The organism is Leucobacter komagatae, from assembly GCF_000834055.1.
Taxonomy (GTDB): domain Bacteria; phylum Actinomycetota; class Actinomycetes; order Actinomycetales; family Microbacteriaceae; genus Leucobacter; species Leucobacter komagatae_A.
This window is the reverse complement of sequence record NZ_JXSQ01000002.1, coordinates 66,859-80,609: the sequence shown is the minus strand read 5'-3', so window position 1 is coordinate 80,609 and position 13,751 is coordinate 66,859. Positions and strand designations below refer to the sequence as shown.

At 65.0% G+C, this 13,751-nt stretch carries 16 protein-coding genes; 6 read left to right on the top strand and 10 right to left on the bottom strand.

The features are described from left to right. Positions 1–15: 15 nt before the first annotated feature. The 6 genes from SD72_RS02060 to SD72_RS02035 form a co-directional block, all read right to left on the bottom strand. The gene (locus SD72_RS02060) at positions 16–696 is read right to left on the bottom strand and encodes a response regulator (RefSeq protein WP_042542778.1); all 681 of its coding nucleotides are present in this window, start codon (positions 694–696) and stop codon (positions 16–18) included. Further along, positions 693–2,075: a sensor histidine kinase gene (locus SD72_RS02055; RefSeq protein WP_042542777.1), complete on the bottom strand. Its 1,383-nt coding sequence runs from the start codon at positions 2,073–2,075 to the stop codon at positions 693–695. Before SD72_RS02055 ends, SD72_RS02060 begins: the two co-directional genes overlap by 4 nt. 599 nt (positions 2,076–2,674) lie before the next feature. After that, positions 2,675–3,229, bottom strand: coding sequence for a GNAT family N-acetyltransferase (locus SD72_RS02050; RefSeq protein ID WP_042542776.1), 555 nt, complete (start codon positions 3,227–3,229; stop codon positions 2,675–2,677). A 36-nt stretch (positions 3,230–3,265) separates the two neighbouring features. Continuing rightward, entirely contained in the window at positions 3,266–4,084 is an 819-nt protein-coding gene (locus SD72_RS02045) for a phosphatase PAP2 family protein (protein ID WP_042542775.1), read from the bottom strand. Continuing rightward, positions 4,081–4,956, bottom strand: a complete 876-nt coding sequence (locus SD72_RS02040) for a TrmH family RNA methyltransferase (protein ID WP_042542774.1) — start codon at positions 4,954–4,956, stop codon at positions 4,081–4,083. The genes SD72_RS02045 and SD72_RS02040 overlap by 4 nt, the downstream gene beginning before the upstream one ends. Continuing rightward, complete coding sequence (locus SD72_RS02035) at positions 4,953–5,861, bottom strand: alpha/beta fold hydrolase (RefSeq protein ID WP_052492388.1); 909 nt, start codon at positions 5,859–5,861, stop codon at positions 4,953–4,955. Before SD72_RS02035 ends, SD72_RS02040 begins: the two co-directional genes overlap by 4 nt. 99 nt (positions 5,862–5,960) lie before the next feature. On the opposite strand from SD72_RS02035, the gene SD72_RS02030 reads away from it, so the two are divergent. Further along, the gene (locus SD72_RS02030) at positions 5,961–6,659 is read left to right on the top strand and encodes an exonuclease domain-containing protein (RefSeq protein WP_042542918.1); all 699 of its coding nucleotides are present in this window, start codon (positions 5,961–5,963) and stop codon (positions 6,657–6,659) included. An 86-nt stretch (positions 6,660–6,745) separates the two neighbouring features. Here SD72_RS02030 and SD72_RS02025 read toward each other — a convergent pair whose 3' ends face one another. Beyond that, the gene (locus tag SD72_RS02025; RefSeq protein ID WP_042542773.1) at positions 6,746–6,994 is read right to left on the bottom strand and encodes a type B 50S ribosomal protein L31; all 249 of its coding nucleotides are present in this window, start codon (positions 6,992–6,994) and stop codon (positions 6,746–6,748) included. Positions 6,995–7,154: 160 nt separating this feature from the next. Beyond that, positions 7,155–7,949 (bottom strand): ABC transporter ATP-binding protein, encoded by a 795-nt coding sequence (locus tag SD72_RS02020; protein ID WP_042542772.1) that lies wholly within the window; start codon positions 7,947–7,949, stop codon positions 7,155–7,157. A gap of 29 nt (positions 7,950–7,978) precedes the next feature. On the opposite strand from SD72_RS02020, the gene serB reads away from it, so the two are divergent. Then, positions 7,979–8,617: a phosphoserine phosphatase SerB gene (gene serB, locus SD72_RS02015; RefSeq protein ID WP_042542771.1), complete on the top strand. Its 639-nt coding sequence runs from the start codon at positions 7,979–7,981 to the stop codon at positions 8,615–8,617. An 83-nt stretch (positions 8,618–8,700) separates the two neighbouring features. Here the strand turns inward: serB and fabG are convergent, their stop codons facing one another. Then, positions 8,701–9,438, bottom strand: coding sequence for a 3-oxoacyl-ACP reductase FabG (gene fabG / locus SD72_RS02010; protein WP_042542770.1), 738 nt, complete (start codon positions 9,436–9,438; stop codon positions 8,701–8,703). Positions 9,439–9,550: 112 nt separating this feature from the next. Here fabG and SD72_RS02005 point away from each other — a divergent pair, with 112 nt between their 5' ends. Genes SD72_RS02005 through SD72_RS01990 form a run of 4 tightly spaced genes read left to right on the top strand, consistent with a single transcriptional unit; the run spans position 9,551 to position 12,101 of the window. Beyond that, positions 9,551–10,030, top strand: coding sequence for a DUF3099 domain-containing protein (locus SD72_RS02005; protein ID WP_232299611.1), 480 nt, complete (start codon positions 9,551–9,553; stop codon positions 10,028–10,030). Continuing rightward, on the top strand, positions 10,027–10,269 hold the full coding sequence (locus SD72_RS02000; RefSeq protein WP_042542769.1) for a hypothetical protein: 243 nt from the start codon (positions 10,027–10,029) through the stop codon (positions 10,267–10,269). Before SD72_RS02005 ends, SD72_RS02000 begins: the two co-directional genes overlap by 4 nt. Next, a complete protein-coding gene (locus SD72_RS01995) occupies positions 10,256–11,119 on the top strand; it encodes an SURF1 family cytochrome oxidase biogenesis protein (RefSeq protein WP_042542768.1) in 864 nt (287 codons plus the stop codon). Before SD72_RS02000 ends, SD72_RS01995 begins: the two co-directional genes overlap by 14 nt. After that, on the top strand, positions 11,112–12,101 hold the full coding sequence (locus SD72_RS01990) for a cutinase family protein (RefSeq protein WP_084766684.1): 990 nt from the start codon (positions 11,112–11,114) through the stop codon (positions 12,099–12,101). Before SD72_RS01995 ends, SD72_RS01990 begins: the two co-directional genes overlap by 8 nt. A 42-nt stretch (positions 12,102–12,143) precedes the next feature. Here SD72_RS01990 and SD72_RS01985 read toward each other — a convergent pair whose 3' ends face one another. Beyond that, positions 12,144–13,742, bottom strand: a complete 1,599-nt coding sequence (locus SD72_RS01985; protein WP_042542767.1) for an ABC-F family ATP-binding cassette domain-containing protein — start codon at positions 13,740–13,742, stop codon at positions 12,144–12,146. Positions 13,743–13,751: the final 9 nt, after the last annotated feature.

The window sequence follows — 13,751 nt, the reverse complement described above, 5'->3', positions numbered from 1 at the left end:
TCTGGTGCTCGCTGCTCAGCCCCGCTGCAGCCAAGCGAGTACCGCGAGCACCCGCCGGTGCCCGCTGCTCGCGTCCTCAAGCGCCAGCTTCTGGAAGATCGACGATATGTGCTTCTCGACGGCACCAAGCCCGATGACGAGGGCGGCGGCGATGTCCTGGTTCGTGCGCCCCTCCGCCATTGCGGCGAGCACCTCGGTCTCCCGGCCGGTGAGGTGTGAGATCGGATCGGAGCGCCGACTCATGAGCTCCCGAACCACCTGCGGATCGAGCACGGTGCCACCCCGGGCAACACGCTCTACGGCGTCACTGAGCTCCTCAAGCGAGGCCACACGATCCTTGAGCAGGTAGCCAACACCCTCGGCGCCGGAGGCAAGCAACTCTGCAGCGTAGACCACCTCAACGTATTGACTGAGCAACAAGACCGCACGGCGTGGATCACGTCGCCGCAACTCGATCCCTGCCCGCACGCCCTCGTCGCGATACTCGGGAGGCATTCGAACGTCGAGGATGACTACGTCTGCGACAACCGGGGCGACACCATCGCTACCATCCAGCGCACTGAACAGCGCGGTCGCATCACCGACGGCGGCAACCGTCTCGTAGCCAGCCTCGTCAAAAAGCCGGATCAGTCCCTCGCGCAGCAGGACGGAGTCCTCCGCGAGTGCAACCCTGATTGGGCGTCGTTCGTCAGTCATTCCCCTAAGGATACGGGCACCACGGCGGTCACAATGCTCGGTCCGCCCGCAGGGCTTGAGAGGGTGAGGGTGCCGCCTATGCCACGGAGCCGTTCAGTGAGCCCCGCGAGGCCGTGTCCAGGCAGCGGAATGATTCCACCCCGACCGGAATCGCTCACCTCAAGCACCACCTTGTCGACGGAGGGTGAGCCGGCTACAGCAACAGCATCGCGTGCCGCCACCCCGTCCCTTAGCTGCAGCGTAACGCGCTGCGCGCCGGAGTGTTTCGCCGCATTCGTGACGAGTTCTGCTGCGACAAAATAAAGGTTGCGCTCGAGTTCCGGGCTGAGCTGCGCGGTCGCGGTGACCTGAAGGTCAATGGGCATGGGGCCCCTCGCCGCAAGGGTTTCAAGCGCGGCGCCGATACCGCGGTCGCCGAGGATCGGGGGAGCGAACCCCCGGGAGAGGGCACGCAGCTCGTCGAGCGTATCCTGCGCAGTTCCCCTGGCCTCACCCAGGAGCCGTGCGGCGGCGTCAGGGTCGTCAGCAAGCCGCCGCTCGGCGGTGGCGAGGTCCATCTGCAATCTCACGAGCCGCTGCTGTGGCCCATCGTGAAGGTCACGCTCGAGCTGACCGAGCGTCCGGTTCTCCGCCGCAGCAGCCGCGCCGCGTGATGACTCAAGCACGGCAACCACTCGCCGCAGGGACTCTTCGGGAGTTTCCCCGAGCAGCGCACGGGCGAGCGACCAGTGAAGGGCGGTGAGACCACGGTAGACGACGGGAAGCGTCAGCAGGAAAATCACGCCAAGGATTGCGTAGAGGATCGAGTCTGCCTGATCGGGGGCAAACTCAAGTCCGGGCCCGACGCGGTCGGGCCACAGCAGCTGGGAGAGGCCAATATTGTCCTGCCCGCGGGGGACAACGAGCAACAGCAACCAATAGAGGGGCCCAACTACCGCAAACGCCGCCCACGTGACAGCGAGCGTCCAAGTGATCATGGTGAGCAGGAAACCCAGTAGCCCCTGATGCAGCATCGCCCGCCAGTCACTTGTCACCGTGAGCGGGTGCAAGAACGCGCGAACGCGGTGTTCGGCAGGCAGGGGAGTAGCGCCTGCCTGCCGGGCGCCGACGTTCGCTTGTGGGTTCGTGAGGTCGGGCCTCGGGGCCGGAATCGAGCGTCCGTCAGCACGCACCACCCAGGCTCGCCAGGCGTCGCCGCGGACACGGGCGAACCGCAACCCGTACTGCAGGACGACAATTCCGATGCCGACAATCGCAAGACCCACGCCGGCGGAGAAAAGCGTCGCGAGCACCGCGAAGGCGAACACCGCAAGCGGGAAGCTGCCCAGCAGAAATCCTGCACGCGCCGGGAGACGCTTCCACTGGCGAATGTAGCTCATAGGTTGGTGCTCCTCAGCTTGGGGGTCTGCACCATATGGGCCCGCGCTCGCTATGTGCCGGGAATCAATGTGGTGTTGCGTCATGCTCATTGTTCCACTCAATCGGAAATCAGAATGCATTCACATAGCGCAGACCCCCGATAACTCGAGGGTAAACCCCACCGATCCCTATGGGACAGCAGTGAGAACCAGGGTTCATCAACTGGTGTCAATTAACAGCGAAGCGCACACCCCAGTACTCGTGCCATTGCGCCGCGCCCAAACGCGCTCGACAACGCGGCAAATCTGCCCCCGTTACCTCGCGGGCGGTACTCCGCGCCCTGCCGGCAGCATCAGCCTGGCGGACAGCGAGATAGAAACGCGCATCGGCTGCACGCGCGTGGCGCGTGCGCGCACGCACAAGCGGGGGTCAACATACACGAACTGACATAATATAGATTATCGCAATATACGGTAAGTCGTTCGACGGGCACTCGAGAACCTCAGCCACGGGCACTCGAGAACCTCAGCCACGGGCGCAGGCATGCGCGCGCAGCCACACAGGCGCGCAATCGCTCAAGCGCACACACGCACCAACCCCCACACGCACACGCACACACTCACATGGGCCAGCCTGGCTGCGGCGTCGCGGAATCGGTGCGGGAAAGCTGGGCGGTCCACGATTGGACGTGGGAGCCATCTCTCCCGAGAACCGCGCCAGGACGTTCGCCGGTGTACGTGAAGCCGGCACGCGCTACGGTGCGGGCAGATGCGACATTCCCAACAACCGCCTCCCAGCGCACCGCAGCGACGGCCGTCCGCTCGAAGGCCGCAGCCACAACCGCGTCGACCGCAGCTGACATAATCCGACGCCCGCGGTGCGGTGCGCCGAGCCAGTATCCGAGCATCCCACTTGGCAGCCGCAGCCCAATCACGCCGAGCACCGGCCCACCGGACGCCGCTCGAATCGCCCACGTCCACTCGGTGTCGTTCGCCCACGCGCTCGGGACGTACTCCCCCACAAAACGCTCAGCATCGGCGAGCGTATACGGCCACGGCGTTGACATGAACGCTTCGAAGATGGGGTCGCTGCAGTATTCCGCGATTGCAGGCGCATCGCTCAGCGTGAGTGCATCGAGCAGATAGTCGGGCGTACGAAGGGTAAACGGCTGCATTCCCTAACGCTATCCCGCTATCGCGCAATCCCCCAGTTATCCCGCTTTGGGAGAACGCGCCAGCACTGCGAGGCGAAGCAGCGAGTGAGCAGCGAGGAGCGACACCGCGATCGTGCCGAACTGCCCAGCACTGAGCATCAGCTCTGCACTCGCCGACCGCCAGGCGACGAGTGTCATCACCATCGAGCCGGCGATCATTACCCAGCCGACGAGCGCGAGCCCGAGCGATACGGTCCGCAAGAACCACACCCCCGGTGCGCGGTCGAGCCGCGTAAACATCGTGACGAACGCGAAACCGGCAACGGCGAGCGCGAGTGCACCGAGAACATCGCTTGGGCGATGCCATCCGTAGCCAAGCAGCTGCCAGCTCACGACGCCGAGCAGCACGCCGCCCGCCAGCGCAACCAGGGCGCGAATGCGGCGGGGCACAGCAAAGATTGTTGCCCCGACGACCGTAGCAAATACCGTCATATGCCCGCTAGGGAATGAATTCTCTGCCGCGAGCGTCAGCAGATCTGGCCTGCCAAGCACTTCTGATTTCAGCAGCTGGGAGGCGACGATCGCGACCGCCGGCACCAGCGTAACGAGCAATGCCCGCGCGATGCCGTGAACCCAGAGCGCGACCATACCGAGCGCAACGAGGGCAACGGCGATCGCGAAGGGCGATACGAGGCTCAGCGGCGCTGGCGGCCGCGTGTTGAACTCCGACGCCGACAGCAGATTGTCCTCGACGGCTTGCCCCGTGGAGCTGAGCACGCCGAAAATATAGGCGCCAACCCCAATGGCTAGCCAAAACAGCAGAATCCAGAGCACGCGCAGTCGCCGGTGCGTGTCTGATGCAACAGGAATACTCATGCTCCCCCTCCCCCTGGCTGAATCATCTCATGCGCAGAATTCGCTTCGGATCGCGCGGCCCGTGAATCCCCTGTGCGCACAGCCCACAGCGCGAGCGCCGCGGCGGTCGACACGTTCAAAGAATCGACGCCGTGCTCCATCGGGATCACCACCGACCGTGTCGCGGAAGCGAGCGCCCGATGCGATAACCCCTGCCCCTCAGACCCGAACATGAGGGCGAGTTTCTCGGGGAGCTCATCTACGAAGTCGGCGAGATCCTCGGCGTCGTCGCGCAGCGCGAATGCGACCAGGTCGTAGCCCGCTCCCCTGATGAGGGGGCCGGCCTCTCGCCAGTCGGGCAGTCGCGCCCACGGAACCTGGAGCACGGCGCCCATGCTCACCCGCACCGAACGGCGGTACAGTGGGTCCGCACAGGCGGGGCTCAGCAGCACAGCGTCGGCGCCAAGCGCGGCGATGGATCGGAAGATCGCTCCGACGTTGGTGTGATCGGCCAGGTCTTCGAGCACTACGACGCGCCGTGACTGGCGGAGCAACTCCCCCGGGTCGAGCGGCGCTGGCCGGTGCATCGACGCGAGCGCGCCACGGTGCAGGTGAAAGCCGGTAAGTTGTTCAAGCTGCTCAGAGCGGCCGACGAAAGCGGGAACGTCGGGGTACTGCTCGAGAATGTGCTGCAGCTTCGGCACCCACTCTTCAATGAGCAGCAGGGACCGCGGAACGTGTCCGCTCGCAAGGGCGCGCTCGATGACCTTCGCTGATTCGGCGATGTACAGCCCCTCAGCTGGTTCACGAACCCGCCGCAGCGCAACGTCAGTGAGCTGGGTGTAGTCGACGAGCTCGGGTGCAGCGAGGTCGTCGATGGAGACGAGCCTCACGCGCTGGACTCCTGCGACGCGCTGAGCGCCGGAGCGAGAAACTCGCCGATTCGCGACACCGTATCAGCGACGGCCTCGTAGTGAACGAGGTGGCCAACACCGGGCAGGATCATGAGTTCGGGTTCCCCAAGCAGCCGCGTGAGATCGAGCTGTCGCGCGAGCGGCGTGATGTCGTCCCGATCCCCCGCGATCACGAGCGTTGGCATGTCGTAGTCGGCCGCAAACTCGGCCACCGTGTGCGACACCGACGCGCGGAACGCATCGAGCAACGAACGAGAGTCGGCGAACCGCGAGAAATACCTCCGGTGCTGATCGTGGATCCAGGCGCGCAATTCGCGGTCGTGTGTCTTCGCCATGACCTCGCTCATCCCGCGCACAATCAGCGGGTTTCCGAGCAGGGATCGCGCAGCGCGCTCGGGAAGCGCGTTCGCAGTGCGGTAGTACAGGATGGCGAGCCGAGTGAGGAACGCCTCGGGGCCTTCGAGCGCCGGGGCCGAGATCGGGTTGATGAGGATCGCGCGCGTTGCGCGCGCGCCCTGATGCAGCGCGGAGCTCACCACGAGTGACCCAAATGAGTGCCCGAGAATGATCGCGCCGTCCGGGGCGACGTTCTCGGTAAACGCGACGAGCCACTGCCCGAAGGTTTCAAGGTCGTGGGCGCGCCCGGGAATAGCCGGCGTCGACCCGAAACCGGGAAGATCTGGGACGTGGATCGCAAGCGACGGCTGCGCCGCCGCAAGGGCCTCCGCGATGCCCTCGAGTCCGTGGTGATCGCCGCGAAATCCGTGAACGAGCACGATCGGTCTCCCAGCGGGGTCACCGTACACCCAGTCGCGGGTGTCGATGCCGAGCGTGGGGATGAGAGTGGGCACGTGGTCTGGCACAGAGACGATGCTACCGGGCACAGCCTGTCACTCCTCTGCACGCGCCGAGCGCACCCAATGTTGCGCGACGGGCTCGCGTCGGTGGCTATCGGTACTATCGAAGTAACCGAAAGGATCACCGTGAACGACGCACTTCCCCTCTGGGCCGCTCAGCTGGCCGTCTTCGACACCGAGACAACCGGTGTCGAGACCGACACGGCACGCATCGTGAGCGCAACGCTTGCCCTGCTCGGTGAAAACGGCGAGGTAGCCGAGCGCTACGACTGGCTCCTCGACCCGGGGGTTGAGATCCCCGATGCCGCGGTCCGCGTGCACGGCATCACCACCGAAATCGCTCGATCGAGTGGTATCGACGCTGCCGTCGGCGTGGCGCAAATAACGGAGCGGATCGCGCAAATGATTGACCGCGGGCTCCCCCTGGTTGTCTACAACGCTCCCTACGACCTCTCACTGCTGCGCGCAGAACAGCGCAGGTACGGAGTTCGCGAGGCTGATGTCGCTCCGGTGCTCGATCCGCTCATCATTGACAAGCAACTCGATCGGTTCCGCAAGGGCAAGCGAACCCTCGTTGCGGTCGCCGAACACTATGGCGTCGAGTTGGGTAACGCGCACGATGCAGGGGAAGACGCCATCGCCTCGGGAAAGGTGATGCAGTGCCTCGCAAGGAAGTACGCGGCAACGCTTCCCGGCGACCTCGATGAGATCCACGCCGCTCAGGTGACTTGGGCGAAGGCGCAGGCTGAGAACTTCCAGCAGTACATGCGACGCGCTCGCGACCCGAACTTCGTCGCTGAGGGCGGGTGGCCTGTGCGCGGCTAGGAGCCAGGCGCCGGTACAGCAAAAGGGCGGGAGATCCGAAATGGATCTCCCGCCCTTTGTTGCAGTACGTGTACTGCGGCAGCTGCTTAGGCGCCGAAGGCCTTGAAGCGCTGGTTGAACTTCTCGACGCGACCAGCCGAGTCCATGATGCGCTGCTTGCCCGTGTAGAACGGGTGCGAAGCACTGGAGATTTCGACGTCGAGCACCGGGTAGGTGGCGCCGTCAAGCTCGATGGTCTTTTCGCTCGTGAGGGTCGAACGCGTGAGGAAGGTCTCCCCCGACGCAAGGTCGCGGAACACGATGGCGTTGTACTCGGGGTGAATCTCGGTCTTCATGACTGTCCTTCGATATTGTTGCGTCTCGCTGATTCGGCGGGAAGGCCGAACGCAGAAGTCTTGCGGCGTCACCGCACCAAGGATCAATATTAGCAGATCCAAACTGCTCGCGCGCCCGTTTCTAGCGTGTTGCGAACCGCGTGTCGGGCTGGGGTTGTGATTAAGCGGATGTTGAGCGTGCCGTAGCGGCGTAACGACCACGGCTCACGGTGAGTTCGAACGGCATTCCGAACGTCGCCTCGAGGTTCTCCGCGGTGAGCGTGTCGGCAATCGGACCGGCAGCCTGAATCTTGCCGTCGCGCACGAGCAGTAGGTGGGTGAACCCTGGCGGGATCTCCTCGACGTGATGGGTCACCATCACCATTGCTGGCGAATACTGCGACTGGGCGAAGCCGGAAAGCATTTGCAGGAGGCGTTCGCGCGCGCCGAGATCGAGGCTCGCGCTCGGCTCGTCGAGGAGGAGGAGTTCGGGGTCGGTCATGACCGCCCTCGCAATGAGTGCGCGCTTGCGCTCACCATCGCTGAGCGTTCCGAACGCCTGGTCGGCGAGTTCGAGCAGGTCCCACTCGGCGAGCACGCGATCGGCCTGGCGCACGTCGATCGCGTCGTACTGCTCGTTCCATCGCCCCTCAACCGAGTAGGCGGCCGTGAGTACGACGTCACGCACGAGCTCATTCGGCGGAATACGTCGCGCGGTGGCGCTAGAGACGAACCCAAGGCGGTTGCGCAGCTCGAAAATGTCCACCTTGCCGAGTCGTTCGCCGAGCACGTCAACGGTGCCGGTCGTCGGGAAGTCGTTGGCCGTGACGAGCTTGAGGATCGTCGTCTTCCCCGCCCCGTTCGGGCCGAGAATGACCCAACGTTCACTGTCGTCCACCTGCCACGTCACGGTGTCGAGGATCGGGCGGCGATTGCGGATGTAGCTCGCGTCAGTGAGGCTCAGCACGGTCGTCATACACTCAAGCCTATCTCTAGACTGGGGCTATGAGCGTTACCCCACTCGTCGTTCTCGACTGCGATTCCACGACCATCCAAGATGAGGTTATTGAGCTCCTCGCCGACGCGGCGGGAACCCGCGAACTGGTCGCGGAAGTGACTGAGCGGGCGATGCGCGGCGAACTCGATTTCGCTGAGAGCCTTGCTGAGCGCGTCTTGACGCTCCGCGGCACGCCGGACACCGTTTTTGCTGAGGCGTACGGGCGGGTTCGGCTCTCCGCCGGAATTCGGGAGCTCGTCACCGCCGTCCACGCGCGAGGAGGCAAGGTTGGCGTCGTCTCTGGCGGATTCCACGAGGTGCTCGATCCGATCGCGGAGGATCTCGGGCTGGACTTCTGGCGCGCAAACCGGCTCGAGGTCGAAGGCGGAGAACTCACAGGGCGCACGGTTGGCCCGGTTATTGACGCGGAAGCAAAGGCCGTCGCGCTCGCGGAGTGGGCTGAGGCGAGCGGAATCCCGCTCAGCGCGACCATCGCCATTGGCGACGGCGCCAACGATCTGCGGATGATGGCGGTCGCAGCTATTGGGGTGGGCTTCAACGCGAAACCGATCGTGTCGGAGCAGGCCGACGTCTCAATCACCGACGACCTTGCTCTCGCGATTGCGCTGCTCGACAGGCTCAGCTAGCTGGAGCGCTGCCGATCGTACGCAGCAGGCCGCCACTCCCCTCGGGCGTGGCGGCCTGCTGTCGTATGCGGTGACCGTCTGCGCTAGTGGCCCATCCCAAGGCCGCCGTCGACGGGGATGACCGCGCCCGAAATGTAGCCTGCATCTTCGCCGGCGAGGAACGATGCTACCCCGGCGATCTCCGCAACCTGCCCGAAGCGGGCGGCCGGGATCGACGCGAGGTATTGCTGCTGCTGCGCTTCGGGAAGCACGGCCGTCATATCGGTGTCGATGAAGCCCGGCGCAATGACGTTCGCCGTGATCCCGCGGCTGCCGAGCTCGCGGGTGAGTGAGCGGGCGAAGCCGACGAGGGCTGCCTTCGATGAGGAGTAGTTGATCTGACCGGCCGAGCCGTACAGCCCAACGACGGACGAGATAAGAATCACTCGGCCAAAGCGCTGCTTGAGCAGCCCCTTCGAAGCGCGCTTGACGACGCGGAAGGTGCCGGTGAGGTTCGTGTCGATGACCTCGGTGAAGTCCTCCTCCGACATGCGCAGCAGCAGTGTGTCGCGGGTGATGCCCGCGTTTGCGACGAGCACCTCAACGGCCCCGAGCTGCTCTTCGACCTCGCTGAACGCGCGGTCGATCGACGCCGAGTCGGTCATTTCGGCTCGGACGGTGAGCGCGCCTGCTGGGCCCTCCCCCGAGCGCGAGGTCACTGCGACGCGATGGCCGTCTGCAATCATGCGTTCTGCGATGGCGTAGCCGATGCCACGGTTGCCGCCGGTAATGAGGACGGTACGCGCGGTGAATTCGGTGCCGGGAGTGATGCTTGCGTTCATGCCAATCAGCCTAGCGAATCCCGGTGCCACACTGAGAAATATGGTTGCAGAGGGACGCTCAGGCGGCGCGGCGCCCAAAGCCGTAAACTAGAGCCGTTGAATGAGGGAGCCGATGCCAAAAAAGAGCGGCGAAACGCCGAGCTACAGGGTGACCTCGGCCGGGGTGAACCCCGCCGAGGATCGAGCTCATCGCATGCGGATGTACTTCATCGCGATGACACTCAGAGTCGCCTGCGTACTCTCGCTCTTTTGGGTGAGCGGATGGTGGCTGATTATCCCAGCGATCGGATCGGTCGTGCTCCCGTGGTTCGCAGTAATGGTGGGAAATGCGGTCGCGTACGGCGGCGAGGAGGAGGTTGCGGTGCCAGATCCACTTGAGCTCTCCTCCGGCGATGACCCGGCAGGCGCGCAGCAGGAGAAGAGTTCCCCTGAGCTCCTCATTGTCGACGTTGAACCGGTTCGCCGCGCAGCGGCTCGGCCGGCACCAGCTGCCGACCCGATGACGAGCTCGGACGCTTCGGAAGCTGAGCCGCCTGCCGCACACGGCGCGAGCACCGGAACGGACACTCGCCGGGACGAGGACACCGCATGACGCTCGGAGGGATCAACCTCGGCGCCCCCATGGAGCACCGCCACACCTGCTCGCGCGCCGGATGCCGTGACGCAGCCGCGTGGGGGCTGCTCTGGCGCAACCCCAAGATCCACACCCCTGACCGTAGGAAGACATGGCTCGCATGCGATGAGCATCGCGAGGTACTCGCTTCGTTTCTCAGCGACCGAAGTTTTCCGCTCGAAATCGTCACAGTAGGAGAGCTCGATGAGCAACAGTGAGAGCAAGGTTGGCTGGTCCTTCCTGTACTCCCGCCGGTGGATCGGGTACTTCGCCCTGTTCGTCGTATTCGCGATCGCGTGCGTCTATCTCGGCAACTGGCAGTTCGAGCGCCGCGGCGAAGCGCGTGCTGAGATCTCACGCATCGACAGGAACTACGACGCGACACCCGCTCCCCTGGCCGATGCGCTCACAACGCCAGCGGACTTCGACGTCGATGAGCACAAGTGGCTGACGGTAACACTCGAGGGCAGCTACGAGGACACCGCAGTGCTCTCCCGCAACAGGCCAGGCCCCAAGGGCGTCGGCGCAGACATCATTGTGCCGTTCCGCCTCACCGATGGCAGCCTCTTCTTCGTCGACCGTGGCTGGGTTGTCGCGAGCGGGACTGACATCGACGACGTGCTCGACACCGTGCCAGCACCCCCAACCGGCAACGTGGAGGTCGTGGTGCGGCTGCGCGCGAGCGAGCCGGAGGTCGCCGGGCGGAGCTCCGCAGGCAGAACCGTCGCGAGCATCAACGTTCCGGAGATTGCGCGCGTGACCGGGGTGACGGGTGAACTTTACTCTGAAACCTACGGAATGCTCGTGTCTGAATCCCCGACGGCTGAGCACGGGATCCTGCCCCCGAAGCCGGAGCGCGATGAGGGCCCGCACCTGTCGTACGCACTGCAGTGGTACGTGTTCATCATCATCGCGGGAATCGGGGTTGGGATCGCCGCAAGGCAGGAGTTCAAGAACCTGAACTCCGGGAGCGACGAAGTGCTCGCAATGGAGAAGAAGTCTCGTGCCCGAAAGGCCCGGCGCGGCCCAACGGACGCAGATGTTGAGGACGCGTTGCTCGATGCGTAACCGCGTCACACCGCTTCCCAAACGAATCGGGGCACTCTGCGGGGTCGTGCTCAGCGTAGCGCTGCTCGCGGGCTGCGCCCCCGAACCAGATCCGACCGCATCGCTCGAGTCGTTGCGGGAGGTCACGACAGACCCAACGCCCCCGGCGGCTATCGATGAGTACGATGCCGAGACCCACCCGGAGCCCGTCGTCGAGGCGCGCGAGTGCAGCAATTACCTCGTGATCACCGCCCGCGGCACCGGCGAGCCCCGCAAGAAACAGCTGCTCGGTCCCGTCGCGCGCGCGGTGGCTGAGGCACGGCCAGATGAGGTCAGCCGGGTGGATCTGAACTACCCTGCCGACACCGAGGTGCTCGCTGGCGCGACAGGCGGCGCACGCACGCTTATCGATACGCTCAACGTTCAGGCTGCCGCGTGCCCGGAACAGCAGTTCGTGCTGCTCGGCTACTCACAGGGCGCCCTCATTGTTGGCGACGCACTTGGCGCGCCAGACACCCGCCTTGTCGGCACAAAGGTCGGTGAGCTCACCGCGGAGGCGGCTGAGCGGATCATCGCCGTCGTGCTGTACGGAAACCCACGGTTCGTAGGTTCTGACCCGACGGGGTACGGCGACTTTGCCGAGGACATCAACGGTCTCCTCCCCCGCCCGCCCGAAAGCCTTTCCGCCTACAATGATCGGCTTCGCGACTACTGTGTTGCGGACGACTTCATCTGCCAGTCGACGCTCGAGATGGAGGAGTCGGGTCACGTCGCCTACTACGAGAACGGCATGCAGGAGGACGGCGCCGCCTTCATCATCGCGCAGCTCTCACCGCGCGACCCCGCTGCCGGCTCTGACACGAGGGACGCAGATGCTGGCGAGGCTGACGCTGGCGCCCGCTCAGGCGATCCCGACGCTGATCCCAACGCCGATCCCGATCCCAACGCAGAAGATGCCTCGTCAGGCCCTGCAGGGGCCGGTGAACCGGGCTCAGCGAACTAGCGCGGCAGGCAGCGCCTGCTCGGCCGCGCCACAACCCGGTGGTTAGGCGAGCTCGATGAGGTCGAGGTACTCCTTGGACCAGTGATCCTCTGTACCCTCTGGCATGATGAGTACGCGCTCTGGGTTCAGCGCCTCAACGGCACCAGGGTCGTGCGAGACCAGCACAACGGCACCGGTGAAGTGCGCGAGGGCGTCGAGGATCTCCAGGCGGCTCGCCGGGTCGAGGTTGTTCGTCGGCTCATCGAGCAGCAGCACGTTCGCGCTCGACACCACGAGCTTCGCGAGCGCGAGACGCGTCTTCTCGCCGCCGGAGAGCACACCTGCGGGCTTCAGCACGTCGTCCCCCGTGAAGAGGAAGGAGCCGAGCACCTTGCGGGCCTCGGTCTCGGTGAGGTGCCGCGACACAGAAACCATGTTCTGCAGCACGCTCGCCTTCACGTCGAGCGTCTCGTGCTCCTGGGCGTAATAGCCGACCTTGAGGCCGTGGCCTTCGACGATGTCGCCGGTGTCAGGCTTATCGACGCCCGCAAGGATCCGCAGCAGGGTCGTCTTGCCCGCACCGTTCAGCCCGAGAATCACAACCTTCGAGCCACGGTCGATCGCGAGGTCGACGCCGGCGAAGATCTCGAGTGAGCCGTAAGACTTCGAGAGCCCCTCCGCCATGATCGGCGTCTTGCCACACGGCGCGGGGTCCGGGAAGCGGAGCTTCGCGACGCGATCCACCTGGCGCACCTCTTCGAGCCCCGAGAGCATCCGCTCCGCGCGGGCGACCATCTGGTGCGCGGCGGCGGCCTTCGACGCCTTCGCACCGAAGCGGGCAGCCTGATCCTTCAGCTGCGATGCCTTCTTCTCGACGTTGGTGCGCTCCTTGCGGCGACGCTCCTCGTCGGCGGCGCGCTGGCGCTGGTACAGCTTCCAGCCCATGTTGTAGACGTCGATGACCTGGCGGTTCGCGTCAAGGTAGAAGACGCGGTTGACGGTATCTCCGACGAGATCAATATCGTGGGAGATGATGATGACGCCGCCCTTGTAACCCTTCAAGAACTCGCGCAGCCAGACGATCGAATCGGCGTCCAAGTGGTTGGTCGGCTCATCGAGGATCATCGTGTCAGCGTCAGAGAACAGGATGCGCGCGAGCTCGATGCGGCGGCGCTGGCCGCCAGAAAGCGTCTTCAGCGGCTGGTCAAGGATGCGGTCTGGCAAGCCGAGGTTGTTCGAGATCGACGCGGCCTCTGCTTCGGCTGCGTAGCCTCCGAGCGCCTGGAACCTGTCCGTGAGGTTGCCGAAGCGCTTCATCGCCTTCTCGGCGATCCTCGGGTCGTCAGACCCCATCTCTTCGGAGGCCTTCGCCATGTTCTTGTTGAGCGTGCCAAGGCCGCGCGCATCAAGAATGCGGTGCCGCGCGATCTGCTCGGGATCCCCCGTGCGCGGATCCTGGGGCAGGAAGCCGAGCTCCCCCGTCACTTGGATGGAGCCCTCGGCGGGCTGCAGCTCCCCCGACAGGGTGCGCGTCAGCGTCGTCTTGCCCGCACCGTTTCGCCCGACGAGACCAATCTTGTCTCCCGGGTGCACGCGGAACGAGACCTCGCCCATCAGGCGCCTTGCGCCCACGTCGATCGCGAGATCTTCGACAACAATCACAGCAACACA

Bases quoted from the DNA above. Each gene is read 5' to 3' on its own strand.
- SD72_RS02020 (WP_042542772.1), bottom strand. From the start codon at position 7,949: ATGACGACCGTGCTGAGCCTCACTGACGCGAGCTACATCCGCAATCGC.
- SD72_RS01995 (WP_042542768.1), top strand. From the start codon at position 10,256: ATGAGCAACAGTGAGAGCAAGGTTGGCTGGTCCTTCCTGTACTCCCGC.
- SD72_RS02060 (WP_042542778.1), bottom strand. From the start codon at position 696: ATGACTGACGAACGACGCCCAATCAGGGTTGCACTCGCGGAGGACTCC.
- serB (WP_042542771.1), top strand. From the start codon at position 7,979: ATGAGCGTTACCCCACTCGTCGTTCTCGACTGCGATTCCACGACCATC.
- SD72_RS02005 (WP_232299611.1), top strand. From the start codon at position 9,551: ATGCCAAAAAAGAGCGGCGAAACGCCGAGCTACAGGGTGACCTCGGCC.
- SD72_RS02045 (WP_042542775.1), bottom strand. From the start codon at position 4,084: ATGAGTATTCCTGTTGCATCAGACACGCACCGGCGACTGCGCGTGCTC.
- SD72_RS02000 (WP_042542769.1), top strand. From the start codon at position 10,027: ATGACGCTCGGAGGGATCAACCTCGGCGCCCCCATGGAGCACCGCCAC.
- SD72_RS02050 (WP_042542776.1), bottom strand. From the start codon at position 3,229: ATGCAGCCGTTTACCCTTCGTACGCCCGACTATCTGCTCGATGCACTC.
- fabG (WP_042542770.1), bottom strand. From the start codon at position 9,438: ATGAACGCAAGCATCACTCCCGGCACCGAATTCACCGCGCGTACCGTC.
- SD72_RS01990 (WP_084766684.1), top strand. From the start codon at position 11,112: ATGCGTAACCGCGTCACACCGCTTCCCAAACGAATCGGGGCACTCTGC.
- SD72_RS02055 (WP_042542777.1), bottom strand. From the start codon at position 2,075: ATGAGCTACATTCGCCAGTGGAAGCGTCTCCCGGCGCGTGCAGGATTT.
- SD72_RS02025 (WP_042542773.1), bottom strand. From the start codon at position 6,994: ATGAAGACCGAGATTCACCCCGAGTACAACGCCATCGTGTTCCGCGAC.